The 17,069-nt window shown below is 64.7% G+C and carries 23 protein-coding genes; 13 read left to right on the top strand and 10 right to left on the bottom strand.

Features of this window, described 5'->3' with window-relative positions; translation table 11 throughout:
* Positions 1–110: 110 nt before the first annotated feature.
* The 5 genes from DVH29_RS09950 to DVH29_RS09930 all read right to left on the bottom strand — a co-directional run bounded on the left by DVH29_RS09950 (position 111) and on the right by DVH29_RS09930 (position 3,052).
* On the bottom strand, positions 111–452 hold the full coding sequence (locus tag DVH29_RS09950) for a tRNA-binding protein (RefSeq protein ID WP_114646020.1): 342 nt from the start codon (positions 450–452) through the stop codon (positions 111–113).
* Positions 449–1,264 (bottom strand): pyrroline-5-carboxylate reductase, encoded by an 816-nt coding sequence (gene proC / locus DVH29_RS09945; protein ID WP_114646019.1) that lies wholly within the window; start codon positions 1,262–1,264, stop codon positions 449–451. The genes DVH29_RS09950 and proC overlap by 4 nt, the downstream gene beginning before the upstream one ends.
* Complete coding sequence (locus DVH29_RS09940; RefSeq protein ID WP_114646018.1) at positions 1,261–1,761, bottom strand: type III secretion system chaperone family protein; 501 nt, start codon at positions 1,759–1,761, stop codon at positions 1,261–1,263. Before DVH29_RS09940 ends, proC begins: the two co-directional genes overlap by 4 nt.
* Before the next feature lie 299 nt (positions 1,762–2,060).
* Positions 2,061–2,795 (bottom strand): metallophosphoesterase family protein, encoded by a 735-nt coding sequence (locus DVH29_RS09935; protein WP_114646017.1) that lies wholly within the window; start codon positions 2,793–2,795, stop codon positions 2,061–2,063.
* Positions 2,796–2,800: 5 nt separating this feature from the next.
* Positions 2,801–3,052 (bottom strand): accessory factor UbiK family protein, encoded by a 252-nt coding sequence (locus DVH29_RS09930; protein WP_114646016.1) that lies wholly within the window; start codon positions 3,050–3,052, stop codon positions 2,801–2,803.
* 124 nt (positions 3,053–3,176) lie between these two features.
* Between DVH29_RS09930 and lgt the strand changes: the two genes are divergently transcribed.
* From lgt to DVH29_RS16395, 10 genes are all read left to right on the top strand, one after another.
* Positions 3,177–3,986 carry a prolipoprotein diacylglyceryl transferase gene (gene lgt, locus DVH29_RS09925; RefSeq protein ID WP_114646058.1) on the top strand — a complete coding sequence of 270 codons (810 nt, stop codon included), beginning with the start codon at positions 3,177–3,179 and terminating at the stop codon, positions 3,984–3,986.
* Positions 3,979–5,061 (top strand): class I SAM-dependent methyltransferase, encoded by a 1,083-nt coding sequence (locus DVH29_RS09920; protein ID WP_114646015.1) that lies wholly within the window; start codon positions 3,979–3,981, stop codon positions 5,059–5,061. The genes lgt and DVH29_RS09920 overlap by 8 nt, the downstream gene beginning before the upstream one ends.
* A 61-nt stretch (positions 5,062–5,122) precedes the next feature.
* A complete protein-coding gene (gene pgeF / locus DVH29_RS09915; protein ID WP_114646014.1) occupies positions 5,123–5,893 on the top strand; it encodes a peptidoglycan editing factor PgeF in 771 nt (256 codons plus the stop codon).
* Positions 5,894–6,049: 156 nt separating this feature from the next.
* The gene (locus DVH29_RS09910; RefSeq protein WP_114646013.1) at positions 6,050–6,982 is read left to right on the top strand and encodes a ribose-phosphate pyrophosphokinase; all 933 of its coding nucleotides are present in this window, start codon (positions 6,050–6,052) and stop codon (positions 6,980–6,982) included.
* Positions 6,983–7,215: 233 nt separating this feature from the next.
* Positions 7,216–7,485: a hypothetical protein gene (locus DVH29_RS09905; RefSeq protein ID WP_147276054.1), complete on the top strand. Its 270-nt coding sequence runs from the start codon at positions 7,216–7,218 to the stop codon at positions 7,483–7,485.
* 117 nt (positions 7,486–7,602) lie between these two features.
* On the top strand, positions 7,603–8,232 hold the full coding sequence (locus DVH29_RS09900) for a 50S ribosomal protein L25/general stress protein Ctc (RefSeq protein ID WP_114646057.1): 630 nt from the start codon (positions 7,603–7,605) through the stop codon (positions 8,230–8,232).
* A gap of 51 nt (positions 8,233–8,283) precedes the next feature.
* The gene (pth, locus tag DVH29_RS09895; RefSeq protein ID WP_114646011.1) at positions 8,284–8,991 is read left to right on the top strand and encodes an aminoacyl-tRNA hydrolase; all 708 of its coding nucleotides are present in this window, start codon (positions 8,284–8,286) and stop codon (positions 8,989–8,991) included.
* A 291-nt stretch (positions 8,992–9,282) separates the two neighbouring features.
* Positions 9,283–10,380 carry a redox-regulated ATPase YchF gene (gene ychF, locus DVH29_RS09890; RefSeq protein ID WP_114646010.1) on the top strand — a complete coding sequence of 366 codons (1,098 nt, stop codon included), beginning with the start codon at positions 9,283–9,285 and terminating at the stop codon, positions 10,378–10,380.
* Positions 10,381–10,407: 27 nt separating this feature from the next.
* Complete coding sequence (locus DVH29_RS09885; protein ID WP_114646056.1) at positions 10,408–10,767, top strand: DUF423 domain-containing protein; 360 nt, start codon at positions 10,408–10,410, stop codon at positions 10,765–10,767.
* A gap of 489 nt (positions 10,768–11,256) precedes the next feature.
* Positions 11,257–11,433, top strand: a complete 177-nt coding sequence (locus DVH29_RS16395) for a hypothetical protein (protein WP_158541628.1) — start codon at positions 11,257–11,259, stop codon at positions 11,431–11,433.
* Positions 11,434–11,480: 47 nt separating this feature from the next.
* Here DVH29_RS16395 and DVH29_RS09880 read toward each other — a convergent pair whose 3' ends face one another.
* The 5 genes from DVH29_RS09880 to petA form a co-directional block, all read right to left on the bottom strand.
* Positions 11,481–12,026 carry an adenine phosphoribosyltransferase gene (locus tag DVH29_RS09880; RefSeq protein ID WP_439331621.1) on the bottom strand — a complete coding sequence of 182 codons (546 nt, stop codon included), beginning with the start codon at positions 12,024–12,026 and terminating at the stop codon, positions 11,481–11,483.
* Between the two features lie 75 nt (positions 12,027–12,101).
* A complete protein-coding gene (locus DVH29_RS09875) occupies positions 12,102–12,305 on the bottom strand; it encodes a hypothetical protein (protein ID WP_114646008.1) in 204 nt (67 codons plus the stop codon).
* A 95-nt stretch (positions 12,306–12,400) separates the two neighbouring features.
* A complete protein-coding gene (locus DVH29_RS09870) occupies positions 12,401–13,231 on the bottom strand; it encodes a cytochrome c1 (protein WP_245944944.1) in 831 nt (276 codons plus the stop codon).
* A 19-nt stretch (positions 13,232–13,250) separates the two neighbouring features.
* Entirely contained in the window at positions 13,251–14,504 is a 1,254-nt protein-coding gene (locus tag DVH29_RS09865; RefSeq protein WP_114646007.1) for a cytochrome b, read from the bottom strand.
* Positions 14,505–14,518: 14 nt separating this feature from the next.
* On the bottom strand, positions 14,519–15,043 hold the full coding sequence (petA, locus tag DVH29_RS09860) for a ubiquinol-cytochrome c reductase iron-sulfur subunit (protein ID WP_114646006.1): 525 nt from the start codon (positions 15,041–15,043) through the stop codon (positions 14,519–14,521).
* Between the two features lie 226 nt (positions 15,044–15,269).
* On the opposite strand from petA, the gene DVH29_RS09855 reads away from it, so the two are divergent.
* The 3 genes from DVH29_RS09855 (at position 15,270) to DVH29_RS09845 (ending at position 16,940) form a co-directional block, all read left to right on the top strand.
* Complete coding sequence (locus tag DVH29_RS09855; protein WP_114646054.1) at positions 15,270–15,740, top strand: tRNA (cytidine(34)-2'-O)-methyltransferase; 471 nt, start codon at positions 15,270–15,272, stop codon at positions 15,738–15,740.
* Between the two features lie 74 nt (positions 15,741–15,814).
* The gene (gene hemF / locus DVH29_RS09850) at positions 15,815–16,687 is read left to right on the top strand and encodes an oxygen-dependent coproporphyrinogen oxidase (RefSeq protein WP_114646053.1); all 873 of its coding nucleotides are present in this window, start codon (positions 15,815–15,817) and stop codon (positions 16,685–16,687) included.
* A gap of 67 nt (positions 16,688–16,754) precedes the next feature.
* Positions 16,755–16,940, top strand: a complete 186-nt coding sequence (locus DVH29_RS09845; RefSeq protein ID WP_114646005.1) for a DUF1059 domain-containing protein — start codon at positions 16,755–16,757, stop codon at positions 16,938–16,940.
* Positions 16,941–17,069: the final 129 nt, after the last annotated feature.

Raw genomic sequence — 17,069 nt, 5'->3', positions numbered from 1 at the left:
TCACGAGCGCGGTGCGGATAATCAGGTGATGTCACGAGCGGTGTCCGGGATGGTATCGGTTTTCCTTTATGCCACGTGATCGCGGCAACACAAGCATTCAGACGCGTCCGCTACATCAGCCTTCGGCCATTGGGCACCGGCTTGTCGACCGCCGCCAGCACGATCGCCCCATCCGCATCCTCATAGCCCAGGGTCAGGACTTCCGAGCGAATCGGGCCGATCTGACGCGGCGGAAAGTTCACCACGGCCATCACCTGGCGCCCGACAAGCGCCTCGGGCGTGTAGTGAACGGTGATCTGCGCTGACGATTTCTTGATCCCGATTTCGGGGCCGAAATCGATCATCAGGATGAAGGCAGGCTTGCGCGCCTCTGGAAACGGGCTCGCCTCGAGGATGGTTCCGACGCGGATATCGACCGCGAGAAAATCGTCGAACCCGATGGTCCCGCTCATTGGCCCAGTTCCTCGCTGCGCTGGCGCGCCGCCGTCATCGCCCGGGTCATGAGGGCCACGAGGCCGTCCTCGGCCATCAGCACGTCGAGCGCCGCCTGGGTCGTGCCATTAGGCGAGGTGACGTTCTTGCGCAATTGCGCCGCGTCGCTTTCATCGGCCTCGAGCAGCGCCGCCGCGCCGATCACCGTCTGCCGCGCCAGCATCATGGCCCGCTCCGGGTCGAGCCCCTGCGCGACGCCGCCCGCCGCCATGGCCTCGACCAGATGGAACACATAGGCCGGCCCCGAACCCGAAACGGCGGTCACAGCGTCGATGGCCGCCTCGTCGTCGAACCATACCACCGGGCCGGCCGCCGCCAGCAGCGCCTCGGCCAGATCGCGGTCGGCTCCCGTCACGGCCGGGGCGGCGACGGCGCCAGAAATCCCCTTGCCCAATTGCGCCGGGGTATTGGGCATGGCCCGCACCACGCGCTCGGTGCCCAGGCCTCCGGTCAGCCGCGCCAGCGAAATCCCCGCGGCGATGGAAATCGCCAGCGTCTCGGGTCCGACGATCGTCCTCACCTGCGCCAGAACCGCATCCATCACCTGCGGTTTCACCGCCAGGATGACCGCCCGGGGCGTTTCCCGGGGCAGGTCCGTCTGCAGGCGCGCCCGGTTCTTCGCCGCGAAATCGCGCACGCTCTCATGGGGGTGCGGGTCGACCAGCGTCAGGTCCGGCCCGGACAGCCCGGCGCGCAGCCAGCCGGCCGCCATCGCCACGCCCATTTTGCCGGCGCCGACCAGCAGAACCCCTCCCGATCCTGACAGCATCACGCCTGCCCGACGGTTTCGAACATGACTTCGGCCAGTGCATCCTGCGCCGTCTTGCCGGCCCAGACCACGAACTGGAAGGCCTGGTAGTAGAGATCGCAGCTCTCGGTCGCCGAGCGCAGCAGCGCCTCGCATTGCTGCGGCGAGACTTCCGCGCCTCCCGACAACAGGTGCGAATTGCGGAACAGCACCACGCCTTCCTTGTTCCAGATGTCGAAATGGCCGATCCACAACTGCTCGTTGATGAGCGAGATGAGCTGCTTGATTTCCCCGCGCCGCGCCTCGGGCACCTTGAGATCGAACGCGCAGGCCAGGTGCAGCGATTCCATCTCTTCCATCCAATTGAACGAGACGTGGTAGTCGCTCCAGCCGCCCTTGACCGAAATGGAAATCTCGTCGGCGTCCTGCCGCTCGAACGACCAGTCGCTGATCGCGGCTATGTGCTCGATGATGTCGACCGGGTGAATGGTCCGATCGAGTTCCAATTCCAAGAGAGACATGGCTGGCTCCGCACACTTGAGCAAGGTGATGATGACCGTCCGACCGAACTGCCGGACGCCCTACGCGGCACAACCGAACCGGCGAGACCGGACCCGAAATACCGTTCCGCAACGGGACGATACGCCGGGACTAGGATGTACGAATCGACGTTGATTCAACTGTACACCCAGCCAGCCCGGAGGGCCCATAAACGCGAGCCCGAAACCGGATTTCTCTTGTGGATGATCGGCGCGTCATGGTTAACGAGGTCTTAATTTCGCCCCGTGTTCACAGGGTTTTCTTGGGCCGCGTCGGGGCCTCAGCGCTGGCGCCCGCGCGCCAGATCCACCGCCCAGTTCGCCTTGCCATGGGCCTGCGCCAGAGCCGAGGCGGCCATGTTGTCATAGGCCACCTGCGCGAGATTGACGTGCCATTTCCCGCCCGACTGCTCGACAATGGCATAGGCGGCGGCCGGCGACAGGCGCGCCGCCGATTCGGGGTCGCTCATGGTGAAGGAAGGCCGCCCGACCGAGCCGGGATTGAACACGATGGTCCCGTCATCCAGCGTCACGACCCGCGCCACATGCGTATGTCCGCAGCAATAGACCGGCAGCCGCTCGCGCGGCAATTCGGCCTCCACCTCGCCGAGCGTCGCAACCCGCATGCGCCCCTTGCCCGCCTTGCGGTCCAGCCAATAGGTCTCGTCGGACCGGGGCGTTCCGTGACTCAAAAAGATCGCATCGCCATAAACCGCCGTCGCCGGCAGGGACCCGAGCCACGCCATCGGCGCGCCCTTCAGTTTATCGACGATCCAGCGCTCGCTTTCGTCGAGGTCATCGTGATCGCCTTCCATCAGATAGCGATCGGTGTTGCCGGTGATCGCCACCATGTCGAGTCCGGCCAGCATGTCCGCCGTCCGGCGCGGTTCGACCGGCCCTGCGAAATGATCCCCGAGATTGAGGATCTTTTCCACGCCGTGCCGGTCGATATCGGCCAGCACCGCCTCGAGCGCCAGGGCATTGCCGTGGATGTCGGAGAGAACCGCGACCTTCATGGCTATCAGGCGGTCTTGCCGCCAGATTTCAGGGCATCGAGCTCCTTGCGCAGCGCCTCGATCTCCTCGCCCTGCGTGGCGACGAGTTCGCGCAGTGCGTCATAGTCCTCGCGCTTGACGAGGTTGAGGTCGTTGACCACGCGCTCCATCTGCCCGCGGAACGCCGTTTCGGCCTCGCGCCTTACGCCGTCGGCCACCGAAGCGGCATCGTTCATCAGCCGCCCCAGATCGTCGAAGAACTTGCTCGATTGCGTCATGTTCGCTTCCCTTTGTCTGGCGGATTGCCATTGTGTTTCCCTATGTAGGGACTTGCGTCCCGCTTGACCAGAGCCGGCCCCGGCGGCATGGTCGCGCCACCCCCGAAGCCATCGGAGCTTGCCCGTGCCCTTTCCCGATATCGATCCCGTCGCCTTCGCCATCGGCCCGATCGTCATCCGCTGGTATGCGCTGGCCTATCTGGCCGGGATTTTCCTCGGCGTCGGATACGGCATGCTGCTGCTGAAGCGCAAATCGCTCTGGGTGAAGGGTAACCCACCCATGACCCCGGACGAATTGTTCGACTTCACCTTCTGGATCGTCATCGGCATCATCGTCGGCGGCCGCCTGGGCTATGTGCTGTTCTACGATCCCCTGGCCTTCGCGGCCAATCCGGCCGCGATCATCGCGCTTTGGGATGGCGGCATGAGCTTCCATGGCGGGGCGGCGGGCCTTGCCATCGCCATGATCGTCTATCTCTGGCGCAAGGGGGCCAATGTGCTGTCGGGGCTCGATCTCGTCGCCTGCTGCGCGCCTATCGGGCTCCTACTCGGCCGCATCGCCAATTTCATCAACGCCGAGCTCTATGGCAGCGTCACCACCATGCCCTGGGGCGTGGTGTTTCCCGGCGGCGGCGAGCTGCCGCGCCATCCCAGCCAGCTCTATGAGGGCCTGCTGGAAGGCCTCGTGCTATTTCTCGTCATCCGCTTTTTCACCCATAACCGCCTCGCCCTGCGCAGGCCGGGCTTCGTCGCCGGGGTCTTCGGCATCGGCTATGCGGTCTCGCGCATCTTCGTCGAGTTCTTCCGCCTGCCCGATGCCCATATCGGCTATCTCGCCTTTGGCTGGCTGACCATGGGCATGGTGCTGTCCCTGCCCATCCTTGCGGCGGGCATCGGCCTGATCGTCTGGGCCCAGACGCACCGCGATGCCTGATCGGGCGCTTTCGCTGGGCGATCTCATCGACATGCAGATCCGCCAGTCGGGGCCCATGTCGCTGGCCACCTATATGGGCCTGTGTCTTACCCATCCCACGCGGGGCTATTACCGCACGGCTGATCCGCTGGGCCAGGAGGGTGATTTCATCACCGCCCCGGAGATCAGCCAGACATTTGGGGAAATGATCGGCGCCTGGATCGCCGATCTCTACCTCCAGATGGGCGCCCCCGACCGCTTCACCCTGCTCGAGCTCGGCCCCGGGCGCGGCACGCTCATGGCCGATGCCCTGCGCGTCGCCACCCGCGCCACCGGCCTCGGCGAGGCGCTGGATCTGCGCCTGTTCGAGACCAATCCGGTTCTCGCCGCCATGCAGCGCGACCGCCTCGCCGCCTATGGGCCGGTGTGGATCGAGGATGTCGAGCACATCCATGACGTGCCGCTGATCGTCATCGCCAACGAGTTCTTCGACGCCCTGCCCATCCGCCAATTCGTCAAGCGCGGCGGCAAATGGTTCGAACGCTCGGTCGGGCTGACCGATGGCCAACGCCGCTTCGGCCTCTCGCCCACCCCTTATGCGGAAGGCCTCATCGGCGAAGCCTTTGCCACGGCCGTGGAGGGCGAAGTCGCCGAGATCGGCCTCGCCGCCCAGCAATTCATGGGCCAGGTCTGTGCCCTCATCGCCCCGCGCGGCGGCGCCCTGCTCGCCATCGATTACGGCCATGAGCGGAGCGGGCCGGGGGAAACCCTGCAGGCGTTGTCCCGCCATGCCTATGTCGATCCCCTCGCCCGGCCCGGAGCGGCCGACCTCACCGCGCATGTCGATTTCGAGGCGCTGGCCCGCGCTGCGCGCATGGCTGGGTTGAACGCCGCCCCCCTTGTGACCCAGGGGCGCTTTCTTGCATCCTTGGGGCTGGTGGAGCGCCATGCGGCGCTCGCCAAAGCCAATCCGAAGCGCGCCGAAGCGCTTGCCGCCGCCCGCGACCGGCTGATGGACCCCGACCAGATGGGAACTTTGTTCAAGGTTCTGTGCGCCCACAGCCCCGGACTCCGCCCCGCTGGTTTCGCCGTCTGAGACGCTTCGGGCCGCGCGGAACCGCCTGCGGTTCCGGAAACGAGAGAAAGTCTGCCTCACCATGCATCCGCCCCTTGAAAAATCCCCCGCCCTCACCGCGCTCTCCGGCATCCGACACGGATTTTTCGGCCGGCAGGGGGGCGTGTCCGATGGCGATTTCGCCTCGCTCAACGCCTCGCGCGCGGTCGGGGACGATGCCGGCAATGTGGTGGAAAACGTCCATCGGGCCGTCATGGCGCTCAAGGGCGGCCCCATCGAGGTCGCGCTGACCAGGCAGGTCCACGGCACGCATGTGCATGTGGTCGACGATACGTTCGACCTCGCAAACCGCCCCGAGGCCGACGCCATGGTCACCGTCCGCACCGGCATCGCCCTGGGCATTCTCACCGCCGATTGCGTGCCCGTGCTGCTCGCCGATGCCCGCACCGGCGTCGTGGGCGCCGCCCATGCCGGCTGGAAGGGCGCGGTCGGCGAAATCCTCGCCCGGACGGTCGAGGCCATGGTCGCGCTCGGCGCCCGCCACGAGGACATCACCGCCGCCATCGGCCCGGCCATATCGGTGGAAAACTACGAAATCGGCGAGGAGATGGCGCAAACCATTTCCGACCGCCACCCCCATGCCGCCGGCTTCATCGTCACCGATGGCTGGCCCAGGCCGCATTTCGACGTGCCCGGCCTCGTCCGCCACCAGGCGCTTGCCCTGGGCCTTGCCGCGGTCGAAACGACAGGCGGCTGCACCTATGCCCATCCCGAGCTCTATTTCTCCCACCGCTACGCGACTCACACCGAAATCCGCACCGGCCGGCAGATCGCCCTGATCGCCCGCGCCTGAGGACATCCGGTGTGCGGATCGGGCAACAAATGTCACCCGCTCTTCACCTTCATGCAAAAGTCATATTGAAGTCGGGCGGCCGCCGGTCTAAACGGACCGCCAACGAGCCTGGGGCATTGGCGGCCTCCGGCGTCAGGCGACACATAGAGGCTGACCATGAAGCTGGTGACGGGCAACGCAAACCTCACCGTGGCTAAGGCCGTATCCAGATATCTCGAAATCCCGCTCACCGATGCTTCGGTCAAGCGCTTCGCGGACAAGGAAATCTTCGTTGAGATCCACGAGAACGTGCGCGGCGAGGACGTGTTCATTCTCCAGTCGACCTCCTATCCGGCCAATGACCACCTGATGGAGTTGCTGATCCTGATCGACGCCATGCGCCGCTCCTCGGCCCGGCGCATCACCGCCGTGCTGCCCTATTTCGGCTATGCCCGCCAGGACCGCAAATCGGCCCCGCGCACCCCGATCTCGGCCAAGCTGGTCGCCAACCTCATCACCCATGCCGGTGCCAACCGCATTCTGACCCTGGATCTGCACGCCCCGCAAATCCAGGGCTTTTTCGATATCCCGACCGACAACCTCTACGCCGCGCCGGTGCTCACCCGCGACATCGCCGAGCATTACGACACCTCCAAGGTGATGATCGTCTCCCCCGATGTGGGCGGCGTCCTGCGCGCCCGTAACGTCGCCAACCGCATCGGCGCCCAACTCGCCATCGTCGACAAGCGCCGCCCCCGCGCCGGCGTGTCGGAAGTGATGAACATCATCGGCGATGTCGAGGGGCAGTCCTGCATCCTCATCGACGACATCGTCGATTCGGGCGGCACGCTGGTCAATGCGGCCGAAGCCCTGCTCAATGCCGGCGCCAGCGAGGTGGCCGCCTATATCACCCATGGGGTGCTTTCCGGCGACGCCCATGACCGCATCGCCAATTCGCGCCTCAAGGAACTGGTCACCACCGATTCCATCGAGATGACCGAGGCCGTGTCCAAGGTGGACAAGATCCGCCACATCTCGATCGCCCCGCTGATCGGCGAGGCCATTGCCCGCACCGCGTCCGAGCAGTCGGTCTCCAGCCTGTTCGATTGATTAACGAAACCTTAACGCTCGCCTAAGCGCGTCCCCAAATTGCTGCCCCGCTTCGACTCATCGCAAATGATGGTGTGGATGAAAAAGGGGAGCTTTGACCAATGTGGGCGACTCTGACACAAACTCAGGCAGTGGGCGGAACTCTCTTTCGGTTCCGGAACTTTCCGAATTTAGGGAAATTCCGGTGGGGTGAACCGAAGATGGCCGCTGACGCTGCGTTTGTGGAAGTATCAGTGACGACCAGACCCCCGGAGCCGCCCCGCATCGCTCCGCGCTCGAAATCCGAGTCGGAAATGCGCGCCCTGCTCGACGAAATCCCGTCATGGCCCGACGCCATGCTGCTGCATATGCACAAGCGGTTCGCGACCAGCCGCCTGTTTCGCGTGCACCACGATCCCCACGGTCCCCTGACCGAGCGCGCCGTCCTGCTGCGCGACGCGGCCGGGACCGAGATCGCCCTGCGCGGTCTCTCCCCGCTCGCCGAAACAGGGGATGGGGAATAAGCGGGCCCTTGCCCTCCCCGCGCCTCTCCTATATAGACCCGCGCCATGAAGCGCTCGTCACCCCTGGAGGACGGGCGCGCATTCTGCGTTTTGCAGACTGCACCCAACCAATGGATGATTTCCATGAGCGTCGAGCTTAAGGCTTCGGTACGGGACCGGGTGGGCAAGGGGGCCGCTCGTGAACTGCGTCGTCAAGGTCTGGTTCCCGCCGTTATCTACGGCGACAAGAAAGCCCCTCTGTCCGTCTCCGTGTCCTACAAGGACACCTTCCGCAAGATCCATGATGGCGGGTTCCTGTCCCGCGTCATCGAGATCGAGGTGGACGGCGAAAAGCACCGCGTGATCCCCAAGGCCTACCAGCTTGAACCCGTGCGCGATTTCCTCGTGCATGTGGACTTCCTGCGCGTGGGCAAGAATGCCACCCTCATCGTCGATGTGCCGGTTCACTTCGTGAACGAGGAAAAGTCCCCCGGCCTCAAGAAGGGCGGCGTGCTCAACGTGGTTCGCCACGCTGTGGAAGTGAGCGCCCCGGCCAATGCAATCCCCGAAAACCTCGTTGTCGACCTGAGCGGCACCGAAGTTGGCGATGCGATCCATATCTCGGCCGTCACCCTGCCCAAGGATGTGGTTCCCACCATCACCGACCGCGACTTCACCATCGCCACCATTGCCGCTCCGTCGGCCCTGCGTTCGTCCGAAGGCGCTGAAGGCAGCGCGGACGAAGGCGAGGAAAAAGGCGAAGAATAAGTCTCTGCGGGGCTGGCCATGGCCGGCCCCGATCCTTTCCGGAGAGATGCGATGCACCTGATCGTGGGGCTCGGCAATCCCGGCGCCGAATATGCCGCTCACCGGCACAATATCGGCTTTCTGGCCGTCGACGAGATCGCCCGCCAGCATGGTTTCTCCCCGTTTCGCCAGAAATTTTCCGCCCTCGTCTCCGAGGGGGTGATCGATGGCGAGAAGATCATGCTTTTGAAGCCGATGACCTTCATGAATCGCTCCGGCGATTCGGTGGCCCAGGCCGCCCAGTTCTACAAGCTCTCCCCCGCCGACATCTCCGTCATCCATGACGAGCTCGACCTCGCCCCCGGCAAGGTCCGCATCAAGTCCGGTGGCGGCAATGGCGGCCATAACGGCCTGCGCTCGATCGAGAGCCATCTGGGCAAGGAGTTCGTGCGCATCCGCCTCGGCATCGGCCATCCCGGCCACAAGGACCGCGTGCATGCCCATGTGCTGTCCAACTTCCACAAGGCGGAGACGGAATGGCTCGAGCCCCTGCTCGACGCGCTGGCCCGCAATGCCGGCCTCATCGCCCGGGGCGATGCCTCGACCCTGATGAACCGCCTCGCCCTCGCCCTGCCCGCTGCGGACCAGCCCGACCGTCCGCAAGCCCTCGCCCCCCGCCGCCAGAGCCACATCCCACAGGCCCGTCCTTCCTCCCCGGCCAAGCTCCCCGAGTCGGGGCCCATGGCCGACATGCTGAAAAAACTGTTCCGCAAGGATTGAGGAAGGGGGAAATCGCCACCTCAGCGCCCCCCTCATCCGTCTCGCTTCGCGATCCACCTTCTCCCACCAGGGGAGGAGGGAGGCCCGGGCAGCGCTTCGGCAAACCTTCCATGCCCCGCCGCAAGAGCCCCCTTCTCCCCTCGTGGGAGAAGGGTTGGGGATGAGGGGGCCGCTGAGCTTCGGCGGGCTCCCTCTCCCGATCCATCCCCAACTCTTGACTTCTCCTCCGCTCTGCCCGAGTTAAGCCGCAACAGTTTCCCAGCGCTTCCCGCGCCATCCCCGAGGTTTTCCATGGGTTTCAAATGCGGCATCGTCGGCCTGCCCAATGTCGGCAAATCGACGCTTTTCAACGCCCTCACCCAGACCGCGGCCGCCCAGGCGGCGAATTTTCCCTTTTGCACCATCGAGCCCAATATCGGCGAGGTGTCGGTGCCCGACGAGCGGCTCGATCGGCTGGCCGCCATCGGCAAGTCGCGTGAGGTACTTCCCGCGCGTCTCTCCTTTGTCGACATCGCCGGGCTGGTCAAAGGCGCCTCCAAGGGCGAAGGGCTGGGCAACCAGTTCCTGGCCAATATCCGCGAATGCGACGCCATCGCCTATGTGCTGCGCTGCTTTGAAAACGACGACATCATCCATGTGTCGGGCAAGGTCGATCCGATCGCCGATGCCGAAGTGGTCGAGACCGAGCTGATGCTCGCCGACCTCGAAAGCCTCGAAAAGCGCATCCCCGGCCTCGAAAAGAAGATCCGCGGCAACGATAAGGACGCCAAGCTCGCCCTCGAGCTGGTCCAGCGCGCCAAGGCGGTGCTCGAGGACGGCAGGCCGGCCCGCGTGGTCGAACGCGCCGAGGACGAAGAGAAGGCCTTCAAGGAGCTCCAGCTCCTCACCTCCAAGCCGGTTCTCTATGTCTGCAATGTCGACGAATCCGCCGCCGCCACCGGCAATGAGCACACGCGCAAGGTCGAGGGCTACGCCAAGGCGCAGGATGCGCGCATGGTGGTGATCTGCGCCGAGATCGAGGCCGAACTGGCCGGTCTCGACCCCGCCGACCGCGCCGATTACCTCGCCTCGCTGGGCCTTGCCGAACCAGGCCTCAACCGCCTAATCCGCGAAGGCTACAAGCTGCTGCACCTGCAGACCTATTTCACCGTCGGCCCCAAGGAAGCCCGCGCCTGGACCATTCCGGTCGGCACCAAGGCGCCCCAGGCGGCCGGGGTCATCCATTCCGATTTCGAGCGCGGCTTCATCCGTGCCCAGACCATCGCCTATGACGATTTCGTCACCCTGGGCGGCGAGGTGGCCGCCAAGGAAGCCGGCAAGGCGCGCGACGAGGGCAAGGATTACGTGGTCAAGGATGGCGACGTGATGCTGTTCCGCTTCAACACCTGATCGGACCGGCCCGCGATGGAGGCGCCGATGACGAGCATTGCCGATCGCATCGCCATGGCCTTGGCCGGGCTTCTGGGCGCCAGCGGCGTCGCCGCGGCGGCCGCATCCTCCCATGCCGGGGCGCATTTGCTCGGGCCCTACGCCCTCATCGCGCTCACCCACGCCCCGGCCATCCTCGCCCTTATTGCGTTCGGCCCCCGTGGCAAGGTGCTTTCCGTCGCGCGCATCGCCCTGCTGGCCGGGGCGCTGCTGTTTTGCGCCGATCTCGCCAGCCGCCATTTCCTCGGCGCGCCGCCCTTCCGCTTCGCCGCGCCGCTGGGCGGCATGACGCTGATCGGCGGTTGGCTGCTGCTCGCCGTTTCGGCCTTTCTCCCGCCAAGCCGTTGACAGGACGATTGTCCTGTGTTGCAATGGCCGGGTTCACACACCAGCCAGAGGTCGCACTCCGATGATTTGATATCGCAACACGCCAGTGCAGAAGCGCTTCCAACCCGCCCCCTTTTTGGCGGCTTGGAGGGGATGCAGGCGCGTGAGCGATATCGAGACGATCGGATGAGGTCCATCCGGCTTTTCCCCTTTCGTCGAGAATCGTCGTTTCGGTAAGGCATTCGCCTGAACTGCCGCGTTTCCGGGCATTTTTGTGCCCGCGCCGGCCCTCTCCCGCCCCTGCACTTGCTGCCCTTCGCTCCCTGCCCGACGCCTTGCGCCGGACGGAGGCCGTGACGCTGGCGTGATCTTTCCCCATTCCATTCGCCGCCTTGGCCCCTCGCGCCATGGCAGCCCCGATACACCTGCGCCAACGCCGTTCGGCGCAAACGTCCATCCTTTGCCCAAGGACTATTTTCCTTTTGGCCTGGATGGAAAAGGAGAACGCTGATGAAAGGCAAGATGTACAAGCTCACCGGCACGGGCCGGTTCGGCAAGGCGCCGCAGCCCAAGGGCCCGCGCTATGCGGCCCCGCTGCCCTGGCGCAGCAAGGATGCCATCGCCGACCATCTGCCCAAGGGCGATGCCCTGCCCCTGCCCTTGCCCGACAAGCTCAAGGGCAAATGAAATGGCCGGCCGCTTCGATTTTCCGGAGCGGCCGCCCGCTCAGGTCACTAATGGCCGTCAAAGGCCACCAGCGCCTCTACACTCACGCCCTGGGCACGGAGCTTATCGGCACCGCCGATATCGGGCAGGTCGATGACGAAGCCAGCATGGGCGACCCGGGCGCCGGTCCGGCGCAGCAGCGAAACTGCGGCGATCGCCGTGCCGCCGGTGGCGATCAGATCGTCGACCAGCAGCACATTGTCGTCGGGCCCCACCGCATTGGCATGGATCTCGATGGTGTCGACCCCATATTCCAGCGCGTAATTCTGCCCGATGGTCTCCCCCGGCAGCTTGCCCGCCTTGCGCACCGGCACGAACCCCACGCCGAGCGCAATGGCCACCCCGGCGCCGAAAATGAAGCCCCGCGCCTCGATCCCCGCCACCTTGGTGATGCCCTTGTCGTCATGGGCGCCGGCCAGCCGGGCGCAGCTTTCCCGGAATCCCGCCGAATCCTCGATGAGCGATGTGATGTCGCGGAAGATGATTCCGGGCCGCGGATAATCCGGAATGGAGCGCACCAGCGCCTTGAGGTCGATGGTCATCGGGGTCTCGATTTCAGTCCTGGGGAAAAAACGCGCAGGGCCCGGCACGGGCCGCCGGCGCCAAGGGGCGATCCGGCCGCGAGGTTGTCAGAAATACTTGTTGGGTGGGACGACGCGCGCCGTCAGTTCTCCCGCCTTGCGGGCCATGCGCTTGGTGGCATCATAGGCGGCCTGCTTGCGCTCCGCCGTCAACAGGTTTGGCGCCGACCTGACGGCCGCACGCACGGCCGGGTTCTGACTGGCTGCTATGGCCAGGACGGCGACCGTCCTGACGACCCGAAATGCCGACATTGCGCATCTCCATGAGTGTGCTGCGCCAACAATGACCAATTGATCGGGCAAGAACAAGGTCAAAAAAGAAAGGGCCCCGAGGGGCCCTTGCTGGATCAGTGGGCGTCGCGCCAGATGCGGCGCTTGACCATATACATGAGGATGGCGAACACCACGAGGAAGATGATCACCCGGAAGCCAGTCGCCTTGCGGTCCATCATGTGCGGATCGCCGGTCCATTGCAGGAAGGCCGAAACGTCCAGCGCATACTGTTCGAGCGTCTCGGGCGTCGCCTCGTCCGCGTAGGACACAATGCCGTCGCTGAGGGGAGCCCCCATGGCGATCATGTGGCCGGGGAAATAGGCGTTGTAGTACTGGCCCGGCGCGACCTCCACGCCGTCCGGCGCGTCCTCGTAGGAGGTGAGGAGGTTGTAGACATAGTCCGCCCCGCCCTCCTGATAGCCGGTGAAGTAGTTGAACACCCACCAGGGGAAGTCCATGTGGACACCACGGGCCTTGGTGATCAGCGACAAGTCGGGCGGGAAGGCACCGCCATTGGAGTCGCGGGCGATCTGCTCGCTGGGGAACGGCGCGGGCCAGCCATCGGCCGGAACGCCGTCGCGGGTGCCGCCATCGGCGGTCTCGTCGGCGATGGTGTATTCGGCCGCCAGAGCCCGAACCTGGGTTTCGGAGAAGTGCGGCCCGCCGGCTTCCTGCAGGTTGCGGAAGGAGATGAAATCGAGCCCATGGCAGCTCGAGCACACTTCCCGGTACACCTGGAAGCCGCGCTGGAGCTGGTTCTGGTCGTAGGTGCCGAACACGCCGGCAAAACTCCAGTTCTGCTGGTCGGTATGGGCATATTCATCGGCGGCCTGCACCGCGCCGCCGCCCAGAAGGGCCAGCGAGGCGAAGGCGATTGCGCCAAGGATGGTTTTTTTAAGCATCATTGTAATCCTCAGCTCCCAATCAGCCATTGGCCTTGCCGAGCACGCTTTCCGAGATCGACACCGGCAGCGGCGCCGGCCTCTCGAAGCGACCGAGCAGCGGAAGAATGATCAGGAAATAAGCGAAGTAATAGGCCACACAGATCTTGGCGAGCAGGATGTAGATCCCTTCCGCCGGCTGGGCACCGAGATAGGCCAGCGCGATGAAATTGACCACGAACAGCCAGAAGAACGGCTTGAACAGCGGCCGGAACGTGCCCGAGCGCACCCGCGAGGTATCGAGCCAGGGCAGGATGAACAGCACCAGCATCGAGCCGGCCATGGCGATGACGCCGCCCAGCTTGGAGTCTATGAACAGCACGTTGAAGTCGATGGCGCGCAGGATGGTGTAGAAGGGCAGCAAATACCATTCCGGCACGATATGGGTCGGGGTCACCTGCGGATTGCCGGGAATGTAGTTGTCGGCATGGCCCAGAATGTCCGGCGCGAAGAACACGAACCAGGCAAAGGGGATCAGGAACACGACGACTGCGAACAGGTCCTTCATCGTGTAATAGGGATGGAAGGGCAGCGTATCGCGGCTCTCCTTCACCTCGACGCCGGTCGGGTTGTTGTTGCCCGGAACGTGCAGGGCCCAGATGTGCAGCACCACCACGGCGGCGATGATGAAGGGCAGCAGGTAATGCAGCGAGAAGAAGCGGTTGAGGGTGGGATTGGCCACCGAGAAGCCACCGAGCAGCAGGGTCTGCAGCGCCTCGCCCACCAGCGGAATGGCCGAGAAGATGCCGGTGATCACCGTTGCGCCCCACAGGCTCATCTGCCCCCAGGGCAGCACATAGCCCATGAACGCCGTCGCCATGACGAGGACGAACAGGATGACGCCGAGCATCCAGATGACCTCGCGCGGCGCCTTGTAGGAGCCGTAATAGAGGCCGCGGAACATGTGCACATAAATGGCCACGAAGAACATCGAGGCGCCCACCGCGTGGGTGCCCTGGATGATGCGGCCGAAATTGACGTCGCGGCGGATATGCTCAACCGAGGCGAAGGCGAGGTCGACATGCGGGGTATAATGCATGGCGAGCACGACGCCCGTCGCGATCTGCGCCACCAGCATGAAGGCGAGGATGGCCCCGAACGTCCACCAGTAGTTGAGGTTCTTCGGGGTGGGGAAATCCATCAGGTGCTCTTTGGAGAACCTGACGATCGGCAAACGCTCGTCGAGCCAACGCTCGACACCCGTACCCGGCGTATAATTGCCAGCGTGATTGGCCATGCCCTTGACTCCCCTTAACCGATCTCGACGACAGTGTCGGACACGAACGCGTATGGCGGCACCACCAGATTGGCCGGAGCCGGCCCGCGGCGGATGCGCCCGGACGTATCGTAGTGAGAACCGTGGCAAGGGCAGAACCAGCCGTCGAAATCACCCGATTCGCCCACCGGCACGCAGCCAAGATGCGTACAGTTGGCGACCATGATCAGCCATTCTTCGTGGCCTTCGAGCACCCGGTCCTGGTCGGCCTGCGGATCCTTGAGGTCTTCCATGGGAACCGCGCGCGCTTCCTCGATCTCGGCCGGCGTGCGATGGCGCACGAAAACCGGCAGGCCGCGCCACAGAATGGTGACGGAGGACCCTTCCTCCACCGAGGAAACATCGAAACGGATCGATGCCAGCGCCAGGACCGAGGCGCTCGGGTTCAACTGGTTGATCAGCGGCCAGGCGGCGCCGGCCACCCCGACCGCACCGACCGCACCGGTCGCGATATATAGAAAATCGCGTCGTGTCGCTTTTGTTTCGCTCGCTGTCGCCAAAGCTCTAGATCCCCAACAGGCCTGCACAAAGTTGTTTTGATGTCCGCTTGAGCCGCGCCGGCCGTCTTTGGGTACACGACTCGGGCCCGCCGCCAATGGCGGTGCGGATTTTTGGCCTCTTTTTGCACTGTCTCATGGACTTGTCCAGCCTTGGGGGACGTGACGCGCCCGATCTGCGACACTATACCCAACTCAGTTTCGCCAATGCTCCGCCACGAGTGTGTCCGTGCCCCTCCATCTCGCTCTCTATCAGCCCGACATCGCCCAGAACACCGGCACGCTGTTGCGGCTGGGCGCCTGCCTGGGGATAAGGGTGCACGTCATCCACCCCACGGGCTTCCCCTTTTCCCGCTCCGCCCTGCGGCGCAGCGGCATGGATTATCTCGATCGGGTGGATATGGTCGAGCACCCAGGCTTCGCCGCTTTCGAGGCCTGGCGCCGCAGCGAAGGCCGGCGGCTGGTCCTTTTGACCACCAGAGCGTCCATACCGCACCACCGGGCCGGCTTCGAGCCGGACGATATCGTCATGGTCGGCCGCGAGAGCGCCGGGGTGCCCGACGCCGTGGCCGAGGCGGCCGATCTGCGACTGCGCATTCCCATGGCGGCGGGCGCGCGCTCGCTCAATGTCGCCATCTCCGCCGCCATGGTGCTCGATCGGGCCATGGAGCAGACCGGCGCGTTCGACGCGCTGAGGTGATTTTGGCCGCATGGCCTCATCGCCCGAGCCATGTTAGGGACCATGCCAGTTTGAACCTCATCAAGCCGGATACCATGCCCCTCCCTCACGACATCGAAGACAAGAAAGCCACTGCCGCCGCCTGGTTCCGCCAGTTGCGCGACGATCTGTGCGCCGCCATCGAGCGCATCGAGGACGATCTCGACGGACGGGGAGCCGACCGCGCGCCCGGACGGTTCGAGCGCGAGGCCTGGGATCGCCCGGCCGGCGGCGGCGGCGAGATGTCGATCATCCGTGGCCGGGTGTTCGAGAAGATGGGCGTCCATATCTCCACGGTTCACGGCGAATTCTCGCCCGAGTTCGCCAAGCAGATTCCGGGCACCGAAAACAGCCCGCAATTCTGGGCCTCGGGCATTTCGGTCATCGCCCATCCCTGGAACCCCAACGTCCCCGCCTATCATATGAATACCCGCATGGTGGTCACCTCGGACTGGTGGTTCGGCGGCGGCGGGGATCTCACCCCGGTGCTGGACGCCCGGCGCACCCAGACCGACCGCGACAGCGTCGATTTCCACGCCGCCATGCGGGCCGCCTGCGAAGCCCATCCGCAGGTCAACTATCAGCGCTACAAGGAGTGGTGCGACGATTATTTCTTCCTCGCCCATCGCAATGAGCCGCGCGGCATCGGCGGCATCTTCTACGACCGCCACAATACCGGCGATTGGGAGGCCGATTTCGCCTTCACCCAGGATGTCGGCCGGCAGAACCTCGCCATCTATCCCGAACTGGTCCGGCGCAATTTCGAAACAGCCTGGACCGAGGAGCAGCGCCAGGAACAACTGGTGCGCCGCGGCCGCTATGTGGAATTTAACCTGCTTTATGATCGCGGCACCACATTCGGGCTGAAGACCGGCGGCAACGTCAATTCGATCCTCTCCTCCATGCCGCCGGAGGTTCGCTGGCCCTGAAGAGGAACCCCTCCCGCCCCGCCCGCGTTTCGGCCTATACTCTGGTCCACGACCAAAGGAGGAACCCATGAAACGTTTTGACGGCGGCTCATTGATCCCCGGCGCGACCTGGCATGCAACGGCGGAAACCGAGGCCGAAGTGGTCAGCAAGGCCATCGACCGGCTCAAGGCCGAACACGGCGAAACCCAGATCCGCCCCGACATGGTCGAGCGTATCAAGGAACGCATATTCGACATCCAGACCCGGCATTGAGACAAAACACTTAAGATCGCCGGCGGCACGCTCGGCAATTATTTACCCCCGCACATATAAAGTGCGGGGACCATGAAGCACGATTTGTCGACAGAACCTCCGGTCGCTGATCGATCCCTGGCCAGACTG

It is taken from the genome of Pelagibacterium lacus (assembly GCF_003345525.1).
GTDB classification, from domain to species: Bacteria; Pseudomonadota; Alphaproteobacteria; order Rhizobiales; family Devosiaceae; genus Pelagibacterium; species Pelagibacterium lacus.
This window is presented reverse-complemented; position numbering and strand designations above follow the sequence as displayed.